Source organism: Streptomyces sp. NPDC002181 (assembly GCF_042890485.1).
Classification (GTDB): Bacteria; Actinomycetota; Actinomycetes; order Streptomycetales; family Streptomycetaceae; genus Streptomyces.
Window position 1 is genome coordinate 965441 of record NZ_JBIASC010000001.1, and the last position, 16458, is coordinate 981898.

Consider the following 16458-nt stretch of genomic DNA (forward strand, 5'->3'; position numbering starts at 1 on the left):
CACCCCTCCCCCGTAGCGTCGTTGCAGGTCAGAGCAATTGTCAGTGGGGGTCTCTACGGTGGGACACATGACTGGGCAGGGGGTCCGCCGGACGGCGGAACAGGTACTGGCTCTGGCTTCTGACGATGCGTCACGCAAGGCGGGGGCCAAGCTGGGCGAGGCGGGTCCGTGGTCGCAGACCGGAGGTTCCGCTTCCGGTTTGGTGTGGGGATTGTGCAAGGGCAGCGGCGGCACGCCGTACCGGACCGTCGTGGACGTGGGGGGCCCGGCGTACAAGTGCTCTTGTCCGAGCCGGAAGTTCCCGTGCAAGCACGCGCTCGGGCTGCTGCTGCTCTGGTCGGCGCAGGGGTTCGGCGAGGACGGCGAGGTGCCGGACTGGGCGGCCGGGTGGTCGGCGGAGCGGGCGGCGAGGGCCGCGCGCCCGGCGGCCGCGGCGGGCGGACCGGCGGACGAGGAGGGGGCGAGACGCCGGGCCGAGCGGAGGGCGGCCCGGATCGGCGCGGGGGTCACCGAGCTGGAGCAGCGGCTGGAGGACGTGCTGCGCGGCGGCCTGGCCGGCCAGCAGCAGGCCGGGTACGGGCCCTGGGAGGAGACCGCCGCGCGGATGGTCGACGCCCAGGCGCCGGGACTGGCGGCGCGGGTCCGGGAGTTGGGGACGATACCCAGTTGCGGTCCCGGATGGCCCGCCCGGATGCTGGAGGAGGGCGCGCTGCTGCACCTGCTGAACCGGGGTTGGCTCGGTCTGGCGGGTCTGCCGGAGCCGCTCGCCGCGACGGTCCGGAGCAGGGTGGGGCTACCGGGTGCCGCCGCGGAGGGGGAGGTCGTACGGGACCGCTGGCTGGTGCTGGCCCAGTACGACTCGGTGGCACCGGACGGCAGGCTCACCACCCGCCGGACGTGGCTGCGGGGGCTGGGGAGCGGGCGCCCGGCCCTGGTACTGGACTTCGGACCGCCGGGGCGGCCTCCGGCCCTGTCACTGCCCGTGGGGCTGGTGGTGGAGGCGGAAGCCCGCTTCCGGCCCGGTACGGCGGGGCTGCGCGCGGATCTCGGGGAGAGGTCCGCGGCGGCCGCACCGGACCGGGTCCCGGCCGGGGTCGGTACGGGGGCGGCACTGGAGGCCTACGGGGCGGCGCTGCGGGAGGACCCGTGGCTCGACGCGTGGCCGGTGGTGCTGGGCCCGGTGATCCCGATACCGGGGGAACCGGGCTGGCAGCTGGCGGACGCGGAGGGCACCTCCGCGCTGCCGGTCACGCCCGCTGCCGCCGGCAGCGGGTCGCGGTCCGGGCTGTGGCAGCTGGCCGCGCTCTCGGGCGGCGGCCCGGTCACGGTGTTCGGCGAATGCGGACACCGCGGATTCACACCGTTGACGGCGTGGCATCCGGGCTGCCCCGAACCGGTCGCCCTGGGGTGACGGGGCCGGGGGGCCTCGCGGGGGCCCGGCTCTGGGCAGCCGGACTCCCCTTGGGGGAGGGAGCGTTGGCGCGGGGGCGCCGACGTGCACGAACGATGAAGCCGGGGGGCTTTTGTGAACGACAACCACGCAAGCTGAAGGGTCGGCCGACGGGGCACGAAAGCGGCTCCGGTCCCGCGGAGGGGGCGGGACCGGAGCACTGCACGACGAGAGGGAGGGGCACGGTGACCACGACGGGAACGACGGCCGGGGGCGTGAGCGCGGGCCTCGGCGACGGGGACGGGGACTGGGAGGAGCTGGTCGGGCTCGCGCTGCTGGGGACCGGTCGGCGCAAGGCGAGTCCGGGGGCGCTGCTCGACGCGGCCGCGGTGCGGACCGTACGGCGGCGGGCCGGGCTGCGGCCCGCCGAGGCGGGGCCGCGGCCGGATCCCGCACCGCGGGATCCGCGGCCGGCTCCGCCCGAGGCCGCCCGGCGGCGGCTCGCGCAGCTGCTGGCCGGCCGGACCGGCGCGGGCAGCGGCGGCGGGCGGCGCGGGGCGGCCCCGGACCTCACGGAGCTGCTGCCGCAGTGGCTGGCCGCAGCCGGCCGGCACGGGTACCGGGCGCCGCACGCGCTGGTGCCCGCGCTGCTGGACGCGGCCCGCGCCCGTACGGACCTGCGCGCCCCCGCCCTGGCCCTGGCCGGAGCGCGGGGGCTGTGGCTGGCCCGGCTGAATCCGGACTGGCGGTTCGCCCTGCGCGGCGGGGCGGGCGGTGCCGGTGAACCGCCCGATCCGGAGGACCGGGCCGGGGTGGAACGGCTGTGGCAGGAGGGGCTGTTCGCGGAGCGCGTCGCCCTCCTCGGCGCCGTACGGGCCCACGAGCCGGCGGCTGCGACGCGGCTGCTGACGACGACCTGGGCCACCGAACGGGCCGAGGACCGGCTGATGTTCCTCGACTCGCTGCGGGTGGGTCTGACGGGAGGGGACGAGCCCTTCCTGGAGGCGGCCCTGGGCGACCGGAGCCGCAACGTCCGGGCGACGGCGGCCGAGCTGCTGTCGGCGCTGCCGGACTCGGCGCTGGCCGGGCGGATGGCCGAGCGGGCACTGGCGTGCGTGGGGCCGGACGGGGTGGTTCCGCCGGCCGCGTGCGATGCGGGGATGCTCCGCGACGGAGTGGTCGAACGGCCGCCCGCCGGGCGCGGGGAACGGGCATGGTGGCTGGGTCAGCTCGTGGAGGCGGCGCCGCTGTCCTGCTGGCGCGAGCGGTTCGGGGGACTCGGCCCGGCCGAGATCGTGGCCCTGCCGGTGGCCGGGGGCGAGAGCTGGCGGGAGGAACTGCACGCGGCGTGGTGCCGGGCGGCGGTGCGCCAGCGTGATCCGCGGTGGGCGAAGGCGCTGCTCGGCGCGGCGTCTGCGCCGCCCGCGACGGCCCCCGGCACGGCCTCGCTCGCGGAGCGGGCGAAGCTGCTGTCCGTCCTGCCGGACGGGGAACGGGCCCAGTGGGTCTCGGAGTTCATACGGGCCCACGGCCTTTCGGAAGCCTTCCAGCTGCTCGGGGTGTGCCTGGTCCCGTGGGCCGGGACGCTGGGGCGGGCGGTCGTGGACGCGCTGGATGCCGCGCGGGAGGCGGGCAGCTACCCGTGGAGCTTCAGCGGGGTGATGGGCCTGGCCGAGCGGTGCCTGGATCCGGCGGAGGCGGAGCGGCTGGAGGCGGTGGTGGCGCGGGGTGCCGGTTTCGCCGATCCGGCGCACGCCTCCTCCGGCGCGGCCGCGTACTGGGCCGAGGCCTTCCAGCGCCTGGTCGCCACCCTGCGCCTGCGCGCCGCGATGCTGTCGGAACTCGCCCCCGCCGGAGCGTCCTAGGCGCCCGCGGGACCGGCCCGCGGGAGCCGGTTCGACGGTGGCCCGCAGGGTTGTCCGCACGACCGTGCGGACAGCCCCCGGCGCCACCGTCCGGCGCCGTCGGAGACGTCGGAGACGTCGGAGCTACTGGCGGACGTGGGCGCGGACCCAGTCGACGATCGAGGTGGTCGTGGCGCCCGGGGTGAAGATCTCGGCCACGCCCTTGGCCTTCAGGGGGGCGATGTCGTCCTCCGGGATGATGCCGCCGCCGAAGACCTTGATGTCCTCCGCCTCACGCTCCTTGAGGAGTTCCAGGACGCGCGCGAACAGCGTGTTGTGGGCGCCCGAGAGGATCGAGAGGCCGATCGCGTCGGCGTCTTCCTGAATGGCGGTGTCCACGATCTGCTCGGGGGTCTGGTGGAGGCCCGTGTAGATGACCTCCATGCCCGCGTCCCGCAGCGCACGCGCGATCACCTTGGCCCCGCGGTCGTGGCCGTCGAGACCCGGCTTGGCCACCACCACACGGATCGGACCGGTCACACCCATCGCACTGCCTCCCGAGTGAACGAACGTTAAGTACAGCATCGCGCACACCCCCGTTTCACGGTCAACCACGAGGGGGAAATCACACGTGGGACGGCGTTGATTCACCGCCAGGGGAGCCGCACCGGGGGCGCCGCGTCACCGTACCGACAGCCGCACGGCACGGTGACGCGGCCGGCCGCGGCCCACAGGCCCTTCCCGGAGGCGCATTCCAGAGGCGCACCGGAGACGCCGTCCCGGAAGGCTGAGGGGGGCCGTCGATGGGGGTGTCCATACCCGTACCCGTTTCCGGGGCCGCACTGCGGGCGGGGGTGCTGGAGGCGGTGGTCCTCGGCGGCCACCTGCTGCTCTACCCGACCGGGATCCGGTCCGAGAAGCCCACGGGGGCACGCAGGAAAGGCCTCGGACGGCCGCCCGTGCTCCTGCTGCACGGGTTCAGCGACAACCGGTCCGTCTTCGTCCTGCTGCGCCGCACCCTCGCCGCGGACGGCCTGCGGCACGTGGAGACGTACAACTACTCCCCCTTCACCCTCGACCTGCGCGTCACCGCCCGCCACCTCGCCCGGCGCGTCGAGGAGCTCTGCGAGCGCACCGGGCAGGAGCGGGTGGACCTGGTCGGGCACAGCCTGGGCGGTCTGGTCGGGCGGTACTACGTCCAGCGCCTCGGTGGCGATGCCCGCGTCCGCACGCTCGTCACGCTCGGCACTCCGCATTCCGGTACGCGGGTCGCCCCCTTCATGGACGCGCACCCGCTGGTCCGGCAGATGCGCCCGGACTCCGAGGTGATGGCCGAGCTGCGCGCGCCCGCGCCCGGCTGCCGGACCCGATGCGTCGCGTTCTGGAGCGAGTTCGACGAGCTGATGGACCCGACCGAGACGGCCCGTATCGACCACCCGGACCTCCACGCGGAGAACGTGCAGGTCACCGGCATCGGGCACCTCGCCCTGCCCGCGCATCCCGCCGTCATGTCGGCGGTCCGGCGCGCGCTCGACGGCCCCGGTCCGGCCGCCCTCACGAACCTCGGGGACACCGCTTCCGTCGCGTGAACACCAACCCACCCGAACTCGAACGGATTTCGAACTCAAGGCCAAGGCTCGGCCTTGCCGCGACCGAAAGACGGCCGAATGCCCGGTTCCGCAAAGCTCAGAACCCCTGGAAGATTGTCGTTGCCAGTAACCGGCGGGTACAGTCACGCCACTGCTCTCCCCAAGGAACCTCCGGTTCCCTGGCCACCCAGGCCCCCCACTGCCGAGGCGAAAGAGAAGTTGGTGAACGACCGCCCCTCGTCGGGCCTGTACTCCGATTCCGGGTACGACGGCCTTTCCAACACCACTTTCGCTGGTGACTCGTCCTATGTTTCCTACGAAACGCAGGGCCAGGGGTATGACTACGCCTCTGCCTACCCCTCGTACGAGACCGGCACCCACGACGCCACCGCCTGGTCCGCGCAGGACGGTTACGCGCAGGACGGCGGCTACCTGTCGACGATCCCCGCCCAGGGCGGCGTCCTTGAGGACGCCGGAACCGGGCAGTGGGACGCGAGTGCCTGGAACCAGCAGGGCGGCGCCGCCGCCGACTACCAGGCCACGGCCCTCGGCTACGAGCAGACCGGGCAGTGGGCCATGCCGGGTTACGGCACCACGGGCACCGAGACCGGCGCGTACGACGCCACCGCCTGGAACACGGTCCCGCAGCACGAGCAGCAGACCCAGACCTTCTCGTACGACCACCAGCAGTACGAGTACCAGCAGCAGTCGGACTACGCGTACGAGGCGCCGGCCGCCGCCGTCTACAGCGAGACCGCGGTCTTCGAAGTCCTCGACACGGAGAGCGCCGAAAGCACCCCGCCGGACTACGCGCACGACCTCGGCCTCGACCTCGACCTCGAAGTCCAACTCGACCTCGCGGCCGAACCCGTGCACGACCTGCCCACCCAGTCCATGCCGGTCACCCCGGACACCCCGGACACCGCGTCGGAGCCCCGCGCCTCGCGCCGCGCCGGCGCCAAGCCGAAGGCGGCGCCCTCGGCGGCCGCCGCCTCCCGCCGCCGCAGCCCGGCGAAGCGTTCCGCCCTGCTGACCGTGGCCGTTCCCTCCGCCTGCGTGATGGGAGTCGCCGGGGTCGCGGCCGCCTCCGTCGGCGGACTCACCGGCACGGACAAGCCCACCGCGGACACCACCACCATGGCCGCGCCCGACCCGGCCTCGGTGAAGCCCGTCGCGGCGAACAACAAGCTCGACACCCAGCTCACGGCGCTCAGCGCCGACGCGGGCGACTTCGCGGACCGCGCGAGCCGCACGCAGGAGCGCATCGACCTGCGCCAGCGCCAGGAAGACGAGAAGAAGCGGAAGGCGGAGGAGGAGGCGGCGAAGGAAGCGGCCCGCCCCAAGTTCGCGATCCCGGTCGAACAGCACGGCCTCAGCGCCAGCTTCGGCCAGGCGGGCGGCATGTGGATGTCCGTGCACACCGGCATCGACTTCCCGGTCTCGTACGGCACTCCGGTCATGTCCGCCACCGACGGCACCGTGCGCACGCAGTGGAACAGCGCGTACGGAAACATGGCCATAGTCACCTCGCCCGACGGCACCGAGACCTGGTACTGCCACCTCAGCAGCACCAAGATCCGGTCCGGCAAGGTCAAGGCGGGCGACGTCATCGCCTACTCCGGCAACTCCGGCAACTCCACCGGCCCGCACCTCCACTTCGAGGTCCGGCCCGGCGGCGGCGCGGCGATCGACCCCCTGCCGTGGCTGCGCAGCCACGGTCTGGACCCGACCTAGATCAGTACGTACACGACGCGCGGGGCCCGGGAAGCGATTCCCGGGCCCCGCGCGTTCCCCCTCAAGGCTCCCGTCAGAGCTTCTGCACCGGCGCGTAGCGCAGCAGCAGGCGCTTCGGCTTGTCGTCCCCGAAGTCGACGGTGGCCTGCGCGTCCGCGCCGGCGCCCCTGACCTCCATGACCGTGCCCAGCCCGAACTGGTCGTGCGTGACCCGGTCCCCGACCGCCAGCGCGATGACCGGCTTGTCGGCGGCCCGGCGCGTCGCGAACCCGGACGGGCCCGACTTCGTGCGCGACGAGGAAAGGAACGCCTCCGGCGAGGTCCCGAACGTGGCCTTGGAGCCGCCCGAACCGGAGGACCCGTACGAGGAGCCGCGCATCGGGCCCGCGGGCTTCTGCGCCGCTCCCGTCCGCTTCCACTGCAGGTACTCGCCCGGGATCTCCTCCAGGAACCGCGAAGGCGGGTTGTACGAGGGGGTGCCCCACGCGCTGCGCATCGACGAACGGGTCAGGTACAGCCGCTCGCGCGCACGCGTGATGCCGACGTACGCGAGGCGGCGCTCCTCCTCCAGCTCCTTGGTCTGGCCCAGGGCCCGCATGTGCGGGAAGACCCCGTCCTCCATGCCGGTCAGGAAGACCACCGGGAATTCGAGGCCCTTGGCGGTGTGCAGGGTCATCAGCGTGATGACGCCCGAACCGTCCTCGTCCTCGTCGGGGATCTGGTCGGAGTCCGCGACGAGCGCGACCTGCTCCAGGAACTCCGCGAGCGTTCCCGGGTTCTCCTCGCCGCGGGCCTGCTCGAACTCCAGGGCCACGGCCGCGAGCTCCTGGAGGTTCTCGATGCGCGTCTCGTCCTGCGGGTCGGTCGAGGCCTGGAGCTCGGCGAGGTAGCCCGTACGCTCCAGCACCGCCTCCAGCACGACCGCCGGGCCCGCGCCCGAGTCGACGATCGTGCGGAGCTCCTCCATCAGCACGTTGAACCGCTTCACCGCGTTGGTGGAGCGCGCCGCCATGCCGAACGCCTCGTCCACGCGCCGCAGCGCCTGCGGGAAGGTGATCTTCTCGCGCATCGCGAGGGCGTCGATCATCGCCTCGGCGCGCTCGCCGATACCGCGCTTGGGCACGTTCAGGATGCGGCGGAGCGGGACGTTGTCCTCGGGGTTCGCGAGCACGCGCAGGTACGCGAGGACGTCGCGGACCTCCTTGCGCTCGTAGAAGCGGACGCCGCCGACGACCTTGTACGGGAGTCCGACGCGGATGAAGATCTCCTCGAACACGCGCGACTGCGCGTTCGTCCGGTAGAAGATCGCGACGTCCCCGGCCTTGGCGTCCCCGGCGTCCGTCAGCCGGTCGATCTCGTCGGCGACGAACTGCGCCTCGTCGTGCTCGGTGTCCGCGACGTAGCCGGTGATGACCGCACCGGTGCCGGCCTGGGTCCACAGGTTCTTGGCGCGGCGGTTCTCGTTGCGCTCGATGACCGCGTTGGCGGCGGACAGGATCGTCTGCGTGGAGCGGTAGTTCTGCTCCAGCAGGATCGTCGTCGCGTCCTTGTAGTCCTCCTCGAACTGGAGGATGTTGCGGATGGTCGCGCCGCGGAAGGCGTAGATCGACTGGTCGGCGTCACCCACCACGCAGAGCTCGGCCGGCGGCAGGTCCGGGTAGCCGGTGCCGACGAGCTCGCGCACCAGCGTGTACTGGGCGTGGTTGGTGTCCTGGTACTCGTCCACCAGCACGTGCCGGAAGCGCCGCCGGTAGTGCTCGGCGACGTCCGGGAACGCCTGGAGCAGGTGGACGGTCGTCATGATGATGTCGTCGAAGTCGAGCGCGTTGGCCTCGCGCAGCCGCCCCTGGTACATCGCGTACGCCTGGGCGAGCGTCTTCTCGAACCCGTCGGCGGCCTGCCCGGCGAAGGCGTCCTCGTCGATCAGCTCGTTCTTCAGGTTCGAGATCTTGGCGTTGAAGGCCTTGGGCGGGAACTTCTTCGGGTCCAGGTCCAGGTCACGGCAGACGAGCGCCATCAGTCGCTTCGAGTCGGCCGCGTCGTAGATCGAGAAGGACGAGGTGAAACCGAGGCGCTTGGACTCGCGGCGCAGGATGCGCACGCAGGCACTGTGGAAGGTGGACACCCACATGGCATTGGCGCGCGGGCCGACCAGGCCCTCCACGCGCTCCTTCATCTCGCCGGCGGCCTTGTTGGTGAAGGTGATCGCCAGGATCTGGCCGGGGTGGACGTTCCGCGCGGCCAGCAGGTGGCCGATGCGGTGGGTCAGCACCCGGGTCTTGCCGGAGCCGGCGCCGGCCACGATGAGCAGCGGGGAGCCGGCGTGCACGACGGCCGCGGCCTGCTGCTCGTTCAGCCCGTCCAGGAGGGTCGCCGGATCGATGACGGGCTTGGGGGCGCCGTCCCGGTAGTACGCGTCACCGCTCATGGGCACGTCGAAGTGACCCCCGAAGAGATCGTCCGCGCCTTCCTCCGGCGCGGGGTGATCCTCGGGCGGCGGGGGGACCTCGTCGGAGGGGGTGAGGTCCGCCAGGAAACTGTCGTCAAAGAGGCTGCTCATCGCATTCCGAGTCTAGGGGGCGGGACCGACACGCCAGCACGAGTTCCAGGAGACCGGGGAAGCACCGCTCCAGATCGTCGCGGCGCAGCACGAGGTAGAGCTTGCGGCCTTGCGGGCGCCGGCTGATCAGCCCGCTCTCGCGGAGCGTCTTGAGGTGGTGCGTGACGCTGGATCGGGGCAGGTCAGGCACTACTTCGCCGCAGAACGTCCGCTCGCCGGAGGCCAGCTTGCGGACGATGTCGAGGCGGACGGGGTGCCCCAGGGCGGCGAGCACCTCGGCCAGGTCGAGGTCCTCGGCGCAAGGACGGGTCGGCTCGGCAGCGGCAGGCATGCCCTCACTGTACGCAGATCTCGTACGGACCCGGCCGGGTCCTGCGAAGACCTCGTGACCCGCATCCCGGGCCGATCGGGAGCCCCCGTAGGCTCGGCGCCATGGACGTACTCATCAGTGTCTTCGTGGGCCTGCACATCATCGGCATCGCCTCCCTGCTGGGCGGTTTCCTCACGCAGATGAAGGCGATGAGCGCCGGCACCGCCCGCTTCGTGCCCGCGATGCTGCACGGCGCGCTGACGATGCTCGTCACCGGCGTCCTGCTGGTCGGCTTCCGCGAGATGGACGGCGGCCACGTCAACAACATCAAGATCGGCGTGAAGCTCGCCGTCCTCTTCGTGATCCTGGCGCTCGTCTACGTGAAGCGGGACGAGGAGCACGTGGACAAGGCGCTGTTCGGCGCGGTCGGCGGGCTGACCGTGGTCAATATCTTCATCGCCGTCCTCTGGCACTGATCCCGACAGCGAACCACAACAGCCACATCCGGCCACATCAGTTCACGTCGGGGCACTTGCGATCATCTCGTCACCCGACCGTTACCTTCCGGTCTAGCGTCCTCCTCCAAGCACCGAGCTCCCGAGCGAGGAAGGACGTGAGGCCCTCGTGGCCAGTCACCGAAAGCCCAGGCAGCGCCCGCTCCATCCGCTCTCCCGCGGAACCGTGCGGACCGCAGCGACGCTCGCCCTCGCGGGCGCTGCCACCGCCACCGCCTTCGAAGGCACCTCGCAGGCCGATCCCCAGCAGACGCCCTCCCAGGTGAAGGCGGAGGTGGACCGGCTCTACGAGGAGGCCGAGGAGAGCGCCGAGCGGTACAACGGGGCGAAGGAGCAGGCAGACGAGGCCCAGCGCGCGCTGGACGCACTGCGCGACGAGACCGCTCGCAAGACCGACCGGCTGAACACCGCCCGCCGGGCGCTCGGGTCCCTCGCCGCCGGCCAGTACCGCACCGGCGGACTGGGGCCGGCCATGCGGCTGGCGCTGGCCGCCGATCCCCAGGACTACCTGGACCAGGCCTCGTTCCTCACCCGGACCGGCGACCGCAGCGCCGCCGAGGTGGCGTCCGTACGACGGCAGCTCGACGAGGTCGCGCAGCTCAGGGACCGGGCCGGCGGCCGGCTCGCCGACCTGCGCGCCCGCGAGGGCGAACTCGCCGAGTACAAGGCCGCCGTCGAGGGCAAGCTCGACACCGCGAAGCGGCTGCTGGCCAAGCTCACGGCCGAGGAGCGGGCCGCGTACGAGGCCCAGTCGGGCGGTGCGGCCCCGGCCGGTGCGCCGGCCACGGCCACAGCCACGGCCACGGCCCCGCCGGCGCCCGCGGACGGTTCGCGGGCAGCCCGCGCGGTGGCGTTCGCGTACGGGGCGATCGGCAAGCCGTACGTGTGGGGCGCGACGGGGCCGGGCTCGTTCGACTGCTCGGGCCTGACCCAGGCGGCCTGGCGCTCGGCCGGGGTCTCCCTCCCCCGGACCACCTACACCCAGATCAACGCCGGACAGCGGGTCTCCCGCGATCAGCTGGCCCCCGGTGACCTGGTGTTCTTCTACTCCGGGGTCACCCACGTCGGCCTGTACGTCGGCAACGGCCAGATGATCCACGCCCCGCGCCCCGGGTCGACGGTCCGCCTGGCCCCGATCGACTCGATGCCGTGGGCGGGGGCCGCCCGCCCTGCGTGAGAGGGCGGCGCGAGCGCCCTACGGCGCCTTGACCTGCGTGGTCAGCCAGGCGAACACCGCGGGGAGCTGCTTCGACCACGAGTCGAGGTTGTGTCCGCCGGTGACCTTCTCCGCGTGCACGGTGGTCGGGTTCTGCGCGATGGCCTTGAGGTCCGTGCCGGACAGGTAGCCGTCCTGCTCGGCGCCCGACATCCACAGCGAGACCGCCGGCGGCGCGGGCGCGGCCTTGAGCAGGGCCTTCAGGTTGTGGGTCCGCCGCATCTCGGGGTCCTGGGCGACCAGCGAGGTGGGCTCCTGGCCCGGGTCGTTGTAGCCGGAGAGGGATACGGCCGCGCTGTAGCGGTCGGGGTGCAGGATCGCCAGCTTGGCGGCGCAGTACGCGCCCGCCGAATAGCCGGCCACGCCCCAGGTGCGGGCCTCGTCGGAGGCACGGAAGTTGTCGGTGACCATCTTGCGGACGTCGACGCTGAACCAGCTGTCCGCGTTCACCTTGCCCGGGATGTTCGCGCATCCGGTGTCGCCGTTGCCCAGCAGCATGGCGCGCGGCGAGACCAGGATGAACGGCTGCACCTTGCCGCTCTTCATCAGCGGCTCCAGCACCTCGGCCGCCTTGAGCCCCTGGAACCAGGACTTGCCCGTCCCCGGTATGCCCGGGATCAGCTCGACCACCGGGAACTTCTTGTTCTTGAACGCCGGGTCGTCGTACTGCGGCGGGAGCCACACCATGACGTCGCCCTTGACCCCGGAGATCTTGCCGTTGAGCTCGGTCTTCTTGACCCGGCCGCCGAGGCCCTCGACCGGCTGGAAGTCCTGGAGCACCTTCGGCTCGGCCTTGACCTCCGCGGCCTTCTTGCCGCCGAGACCGTCCGCGCCGAGGTCGGGGGCGGCCGTGACGTACTTGCCGGTGCCCAGCAGGTCACCCCAGGACGCGTAGAAGTTCTCCTCGCGGTTCACCGAGATGAACACCAGCGCGACGGCGGTCACCTGGGCGAACACCACCATCAGGGCCCGGGTCGACACGCGTACGACGGCGGGGCCGCGCACCTTGCTCCACACGGCCAGCGGCAGGAGAACGGCGATCGCCGTGAGGGCGATCGCCGTCGCGAACAGGGGAAACCCCGTCAAGCTCATCACGCCACCCAAGAGGGCGCCGCGCCGCCGCGCGGTTGCCCCCGCCCCCTGCGGCGTCGGTCACACCAGGCGGCGGGCCGTCGCCCAGCGGGTCAGCTCGTGCCGGTTGGAGAGCTGGAGCTTCCTGAGTACCGCCGAGACGTGCGATTCCACGGTCTTCACGGAGATGAAGAGCTGCTTGGCGATCTCCTTGTACGCGTACCCGCGCGCGATCAGCCGGAGCACCTCGCGCTCGCGCTGGGTGAGGCGGTCCAGGTCCTCGTCGACCGGCGGCGCGTCCGTCGAGGCGAAGGCGTCGAGCACGAAGCCCGCCAGCCGCGGCGAGAACACCGCGTCGCCCTCCTGCACCCGGAAGACCGAGTTCACCAGGTCGGTTCCGGTGATGGTCTTGGTGACGTACCCGCGGGCGCCGCCCCGGATGACCCCGATGACGTCCTCCGCGGCATCCGACACCGACAGGGCCAGGAACCGCACCGGGTTCTCGGCGGCCGCCATCAGCGGGGCGCAGCGCCGCAGCACCTCGACCCCGCCGCCGCCGGGCAGGTGCACGTCGAGCAGGACCACCTCGGGCCGGGTGGCGGTGATGACGGTGACGGCCTGGTCGACATCGGCCGCCTCGCCGACGACCTCGACCCCGGTCCGGCCGGTCTCGCCGATCTCGGCCTGCACTCCCGTGCGGAACATCCGGTGGTCGTCGACGAGCACCACCCGGACGTGCCTGCCCACCGGCGCGCCGGTCGTGCTGCCGGTCGTCTCTTCGGTCATGCTGCGTTCGCCGCCCTCTCCATTTCCAGCTCGACTTCCGTGCCGCCGTCGGGCGCGGACCGCAGCCGTGCGGTCCCGCCGTTGCGCTGCATCCGGCCGATGATCGATTCTCGTACGCCCATGCGGTCGTCCGGTACCGCGTCGATGTCGAAGCCCGGCCCCCGGTCCCGTACGGACACGAACACGGTCTGCCCCTCCACCTCGGCGTACACCTGCACCGGCCCGCCGTCGCCACCGTACTTGGCGGCGTTGACCATCGCCTCGCGCGCGGCCTGGACCTGTGCGCCGAGCCTCTCGTCGAGCGGGCAGTCACCGACGACGACGACCTCGATCGGGACTCCGTGGTGGTCCTCCACCTCGGCGGCCGTCTTCTTGACGGCCTCCGCGAGGGTGGTGGGCTCCTCGGCCTCCTCCTTGCCGGTGCCCTCCGGTTTGTACAGCCAGTTCCGCAGCTCCCGCTCCTGCGCGCGGGCCAGTCGGCGGACCTCGCCGACGTCCTCCGCGTTGCGCTGGATCAGGGTCAGGGTGTGCAGCACCGAATCGTGCACGTGGGCGGCGACCTCGGCGCGCTCCTGGGCGCGGATGCGCATCAGGCGCTCCTCGGAGAGGTCCTGGGTCATCCGGATCAGCCAGGGTCCGGCGAGCAGGGCTATGCCGACGAGGACGGCGAGGGCGGCGGTCAGCACGTTGCCGAGCTGGGCCGCCGAGCCGCGTACGACGATGAAGACGGTCAGGCCGACGCCGACCAGGGCGACCCCCGCGAACCCGCGGGCGATCTGGAGCAGGCGCGCGTTGCGCCCGGCGGCGGCGCCCCAGTGGGCGCGCCGGGCGTTGTCGGCCTGGCGCCAGACGAGGACCACGCCGGCGCCGACCAGCAGCGTCGGCCACACGTACCGGCCGGAGGTGCCGCCGAGCTGGACCTTGGAGATGAAGATGCCGGCGCCGATGCACAGGGCGATGAGGGCGGTGAGCTGCCCTCGGTCGGGTTTGCGCAGGCGGCGGGTGCCGTCGGGGAGGGTCTCGAAGAAGGAGCGGTGGCCGGTGCGGCCGCCGACCCCCAGGGGTACGAACACCCAGAACGCGGCGTAGAGCAGCACGCCCAGCCCGTCGCCCCACATGAACAGGCCGAGGAAGGCGAGCCGGACCCAGACGACCGGCAGCCCGAGGTGCCCGGCGAGACCGCGCGCGACACCGCCGAGCATCCGGCCGTCGGCGCTGCGGTAGAGCTTGCGCTGCGGCGGTTCGTCGGCTTCGGTCGTGTGCGGGGGACGGGGGGCGGTGGAGACGGGCATGCCATTGATGGTCACACGCGGGCGGCGTACGGGACATCAGGGCGGCCCCCCAGTTCCGTCGGGGGGATATCAGGGTTGTGCCAGGGTCGGTCCCGGTGCCGCGGGGTGCGGCGGGTTGTCACCATGGAGCCATGACCAAGCACGACTCCCCGCCTTCGCCGGCCGGTGCCACCGCGGCGCCGCCGCCCGGCGACCGGCCCGCAGACCGGCCCGCAGACCGCGCCGCCGAGCGGCCGCCGCTGCGCCGCGCCAAGCGTGACAAGGTCCTCGCGGGCGTGTGCGGCGGCCTCGGCCGGTACTTCGACCTGGACCCGGTGATCTTCCGGATCGTGCTCGGCGTCCTCGCGGTCACCGGCGGGGTCGGCCTCATCTTCTACGGCTTCGCCTGGCTGCTGCTGCCGGTCGAGGGCGAGGAGGACAGCGAGGCGAAGAAGCTGCTGACCGGCCGGGTCGAGGGGGCCACCCTGGCGGCGGTGTTCGCGGCCCTGGTCGGCTGCGCGCTGTTCCTGTCGATGCTGGACAACGGCGGGCTGGCGGTGTTCTCCGTCCTGGTGATCCTGGCCCTCGGCGGGGCCGGGTACTGGTCTCAGCGCCGCCGCAAGACCGCCGCCCCCGAGGCCGAGCCGCAGGCGGCGCACCGTCCGGCCCCCGCCCCGCCGGAGACCCAGGCGCCGCCCGTGCCCGGCAGCCCGTCCTGGTGGCGGGACCCGCTGGTCAAGGACGGCACCACCGGCCCGGTGGGATCCACCGGATACCTGTGGGGGCCGGACGACTCGGCCGACGCCAACGCCGCACGGAACATCGGCCGGGCCGAGGACCCCGGCCGGGCCGCGGCCCCGAAGGTCCCGCGCGGCGGCATCGGCGGCCGGGTGTTCGTCCTGGCCCTGCTGGCCGGGGGCGGCGCCACCGCCGCGGTCTGGCAGGGCAGCACCCTCTCGCACGCACTGCAGATCGGTCTGGCCTCGGCGCTCGCCGTGTTCGGGCTGGGTCTGGCGGTCAGCTCGCTCAGGGGCCGCACCGGTTTCGGCACGATCCTGCTGGCGGTGATCACGGCCGGGCTGCTGGCCGGAGCCTCGGCGCTGCCGCGCGAGATCGGCACCGACTGGAAGTCCGTGGAATGGCGGCCGGCCGCCGTGGCCGACGTCAGACCGGTCTACGCGGCGGGCACCGGGCTGGCCACGCTGGACCTGAGCCGGCTGGACGTGCCGAAGGGCACCACGCTGTCCGTCCGCGCCTCCCTGGAGGCCGGCCGGCTCAAGGTGATCGTGCCCCGCGAGGTCACCGCGCAGGCCGACGTGTCGGTGAAGCTGGGCGACATCCACATGCCCGGGGAGACCAGCCAGGACGTACGGGTCAAGAGCGGTGGGGAAACCCAGCGGGCGACCTTGAAGCCCTCCGCCGGCACCGAGGCCGGGGGAACGATCGAGCTGGACCTGAGCGCAGGTTTCGGACAGGTGGAGGTGGCCCGTGCCGCGTCATGAGTTCCAGCCCGGACGGCTGCTGGCCGGCCTGATCCTGGTGACGGCGGGCGTGCTGTACCTGCTCGACGCGACCGGGGAGGCGGACCTGCCCTGGTTCCTGGTCATCCCGATGACCATGGGCGGGCTGTGTCTGGCCGCGCTGGTGGGGATCGTGGCCTACGCGATCCGGCGGGACCGGCGCGACCGGAGCAGCGAGTCCAGCGAGAGATAGGGCGCTCCGGCCAGGATCATCGGGATCCAGGCCATCAGGTAGACCAGGTCGTTGCCGTAGTAGTACGGGGTGACCTGCCAGGACACCGTGAGCCACAGGCTGAGCGAGATCAGCGCTCCGCCGGTGGCCGCGATCCGGGTCAGCAGTCCGGCGAGGGTCCCCAGGCCCACCAGGAGCTCGCCGACGGCCAGCGCCGTCCCGAACCCGGCGGGCGAGTGCAGCGCCCAGTCCACCAGGGCGGGGATCGCGGCGGTGTCGCGCACGCCGTGCATCAGCTCGCCGATGGAGCCGGTGCCGGAGGCGGACAGGAACGCGGGGTCGGTCAGCTTGTCCAGGCCCGCGTAGACGAAGGTCACGCCGAGGAAGATCCGCAGCGGCAGCAGGGCGTACCGGGCGGCCCGTTCCCGCACTCCGGAAGGGCCGGATCTGCCGGAAGGACCGGCGGGACCGGAAGGGCCG

Annotated in this window: 15 protein-coding genes; 8 read left to right on the plus strand and 7 right to left on the minus strand. The window is 72.8% G+C overall.

What is annotated here, in order from left to right; all coding sequences use genetic code 11:
* The first annotated feature begins 67 nt into the window (after positions 1–67).
* Together ACFYXV_RS04435 and ACFYXV_RS04440 are read left to right on the plus strand one after the other, a co-directional pair.
* Positions 68–1411, plus strand: a complete 1344-nt coding sequence (locus tag ACFYXV_RS04435; protein ID WP_385477337.1) for an SWIM zinc finger family protein — start codon at positions 68–70, stop codon at positions 1409–1411.
* A 224-nt stretch (positions 1412–1635) separates the two neighbouring features.
* Positions 1636–3255, plus strand: coding sequence for a DUF5691 domain-containing protein (locus ACFYXV_RS04440; RefSeq protein ID WP_389381986.1), 1620 nt, complete (start codon positions 1636–1638; stop codon positions 3253–3255).
* A 123-nt stretch (positions 3256–3378) separates the two neighbouring features.
* On the opposite strand, the gene ACFYXV_RS04445 is transcribed toward ACFYXV_RS04440, so the two are convergent.
* The gene (locus ACFYXV_RS04445) at positions 3379–3780 is read right to left on the minus strand and encodes a cobalamin B12-binding domain-containing protein (protein ID WP_048478446.1); all 402 of its coding nucleotides are present in this window, start codon (positions 3778–3780) and stop codon (positions 3379–3381) included.
* Between the two features lie 257 nt (positions 3781–4037).
* Between ACFYXV_RS04445 and ACFYXV_RS04450 the strand changes: the two genes are divergently transcribed.
* Together ACFYXV_RS04450 and ACFYXV_RS04455 are read left to right on the plus strand one after the other, a co-directional pair.
* Positions 4038–4823, plus strand: a complete 786-nt coding sequence (locus tag ACFYXV_RS04450; protein WP_385476242.1) for an esterase/lipase family protein — start codon at positions 4038–4040, stop codon at positions 4821–4823.
* 222 nt (positions 4824–5045) lie between these two features.
* Positions 5046–6557, plus strand: a complete 1512-nt coding sequence (locus ACFYXV_RS04455) for a M23 family metallopeptidase (protein ID WP_389381987.1) — start codon at positions 5046–5048, stop codon at positions 6555–6557.
* 73 nt (positions 6558–6630) lie between these two features.
* Here the strand turns inward: ACFYXV_RS04455 and pcrA are convergent, their stop codons facing one another.
* Positions 6631–9117 (minus strand): DNA helicase PcrA, encoded by a 2487-nt coding sequence (gene pcrA, locus ACFYXV_RS04460; protein ID WP_385476246.1) that lies wholly within the window; start codon positions 9115–9117, stop codon positions 6631–6633.
* Positions 9101–9448 (minus strand): ArsR/SmtB family transcription factor, encoded by a 348-nt coding sequence (locus ACFYXV_RS04465; RefSeq protein ID WP_389381988.1) that lies wholly within the window; start codon positions 9446–9448, stop codon positions 9101–9103. Before ACFYXV_RS04465 ends, pcrA begins: the two co-directional genes overlap by 17 nt.
* A gap of 101 nt (positions 9449–9549) precedes the next feature.
* Between ACFYXV_RS04465 and ACFYXV_RS04470 the strand changes: the two genes are divergently transcribed.
* Positions 9550–9903: a hypothetical protein gene (locus tag ACFYXV_RS04470; protein ID WP_383340634.1), complete on the plus strand. Its 354-nt coding sequence runs from the start codon at positions 9550–9552 to the stop codon at positions 9901–9903.
* Between the two features lie 148 nt (positions 9904–10051).
* Positions 10052–11119: an NlpC/P60 family protein gene (locus ACFYXV_RS04475; protein ID WP_389381989.1), complete on the plus strand. Its 1068-nt coding sequence runs from the start codon at positions 10052–10054 to the stop codon at positions 11117–11119.
* 18 nt (positions 11120–11137) lie between these two features.
* Here ACFYXV_RS04475 and ACFYXV_RS04480 read toward each other — a convergent pair whose 3' ends face one another.
* The 3 genes from ACFYXV_RS04480 to ACFYXV_RS04490 are packed head-to-tail and all read right to left on the minus strand — an operon-like array spanning position 11138 to position 14307.
* Complete coding sequence (locus tag ACFYXV_RS04480) at positions 11138–12250, minus strand: alpha/beta hydrolase (RefSeq protein WP_385476254.1); 1113 nt, start codon at positions 12248–12250, stop codon at positions 11138–11140.
* Between the two features lie 60 nt (positions 12251–12310).
* Positions 12311–13015 carry a LuxR C-terminal-related transcriptional regulator gene (locus tag ACFYXV_RS04485; RefSeq protein WP_383340625.1) on the minus strand — a complete coding sequence of 235 codons (705 nt, stop codon included), beginning with the start codon at positions 13013–13015 and terminating at the stop codon, positions 12311–12313.
* Entirely contained in the window at positions 13012–14307 is a 1296-nt protein-coding gene (locus ACFYXV_RS04490) for a PspC domain-containing protein (RefSeq protein ID WP_385476256.1), read from the minus strand. Before ACFYXV_RS04490 ends, ACFYXV_RS04485 begins: the two co-directional genes overlap by 4 nt.
* Positions 14308–14438: 131 nt before the next feature.
* Here ACFYXV_RS04490 and ACFYXV_RS04495 point away from each other — a divergent pair, with 131 nt between their 5' ends.
* Positions 14439–15788: a PspC domain-containing protein gene (locus ACFYXV_RS04495; protein ID WP_389381990.1), complete on the plus strand. Its 1350-nt coding sequence runs from the start codon at positions 14439–14441 to the stop codon at positions 15786–15788.
* Positions 15775–15999 carry a hypothetical protein gene (locus ACFYXV_RS04500; RefSeq protein WP_389381991.1) on the plus strand — a complete coding sequence of 75 codons (225 nt, stop codon included), beginning with the start codon at positions 15775–15777 and terminating at the stop codon, positions 15997–15999. The genes ACFYXV_RS04495 and ACFYXV_RS04500 overlap by 14 nt, the downstream gene beginning before the upstream one ends.
* On the opposite strand, the gene ACFYXV_RS04505 is transcribed toward ACFYXV_RS04500, so the two are convergent.
* A complete protein-coding gene (locus ACFYXV_RS04505) occupies positions 15945–16409 on the minus strand; it encodes a TQO small subunit DoxD (protein WP_389382118.1) in 465 nt (154 codons plus the stop codon). The genes ACFYXV_RS04500 and ACFYXV_RS04505 overlap by 55 nt on opposite strands.
* Between the last annotated feature and the right edge of the window lie 49 nt (positions 16410–16458).

Coding starts and splice junctions, on each gene's coding strand:
- ACFYXV_RS04435 (WP_385477337.1), top strand. CDS start 68: ATGACTGGGCAGGGGGTCCGCCGGACGGCGGAACAGGTACTGGCTCTG.
- ACFYXV_RS04445 (WP_048478446.1), bottom strand. CDS start 3,780: ATGGGTGTGACCGGTCCGATCCGTGTGGTGGTGGCCAAGCCGGGTCTC.
- ACFYXV_RS04450 (WP_385476242.1), top strand. CDS start 4,038: ATGGGGGTGTCCATACCCGTACCCGTTTCCGGGGCCGCACTGCGGGCG.
- pcrA (WP_385476246.1), bottom strand. CDS start 9,117: ATGAGCAGCCTCTTTGACGACAGTTTCCTGGCGGACCTCACCCCCTCC.
- ACFYXV_RS04465 (WP_389381988.1), bottom strand. CDS start 9,448: ATGCCTGCCGCTGCCGAGCCGACCCGTCCTTGCGCCGAGGACCTCGAC.
- ACFYXV_RS04470 (WP_383340634.1), top strand. CDS start 9,550: ATGGACGTACTCATCAGTGTCTTCGTGGGCCTGCACATCATCGGCATC.
- ACFYXV_RS04480 (WP_385476254.1), bottom strand. CDS start 12,250: ATGAGCTTGACGGGGTTTCCCCTGTTCGCGACGGCGATCGCCCTCACG.
- ACFYXV_RS04485 (WP_383340625.1), bottom strand. CDS start 13,015: ATGACCGAAGAGACGACCGGCAGCACGACCGGCGCGCCGGTGGGCAGG.
- ACFYXV_RS04490 (WP_385476256.1), bottom strand. CDS start 14,307: ATGCCCGTCTCCACCGCCCCCCGTCCCCCGCACACGACCGAAGCCGAC.
- ACFYXV_RS04495 (WP_389381990.1), top strand. CDS start 14,439: ATGACCAAGCACGACTCCCCGCCTTCGCCGGCCGGTGCCACCGCGGCG.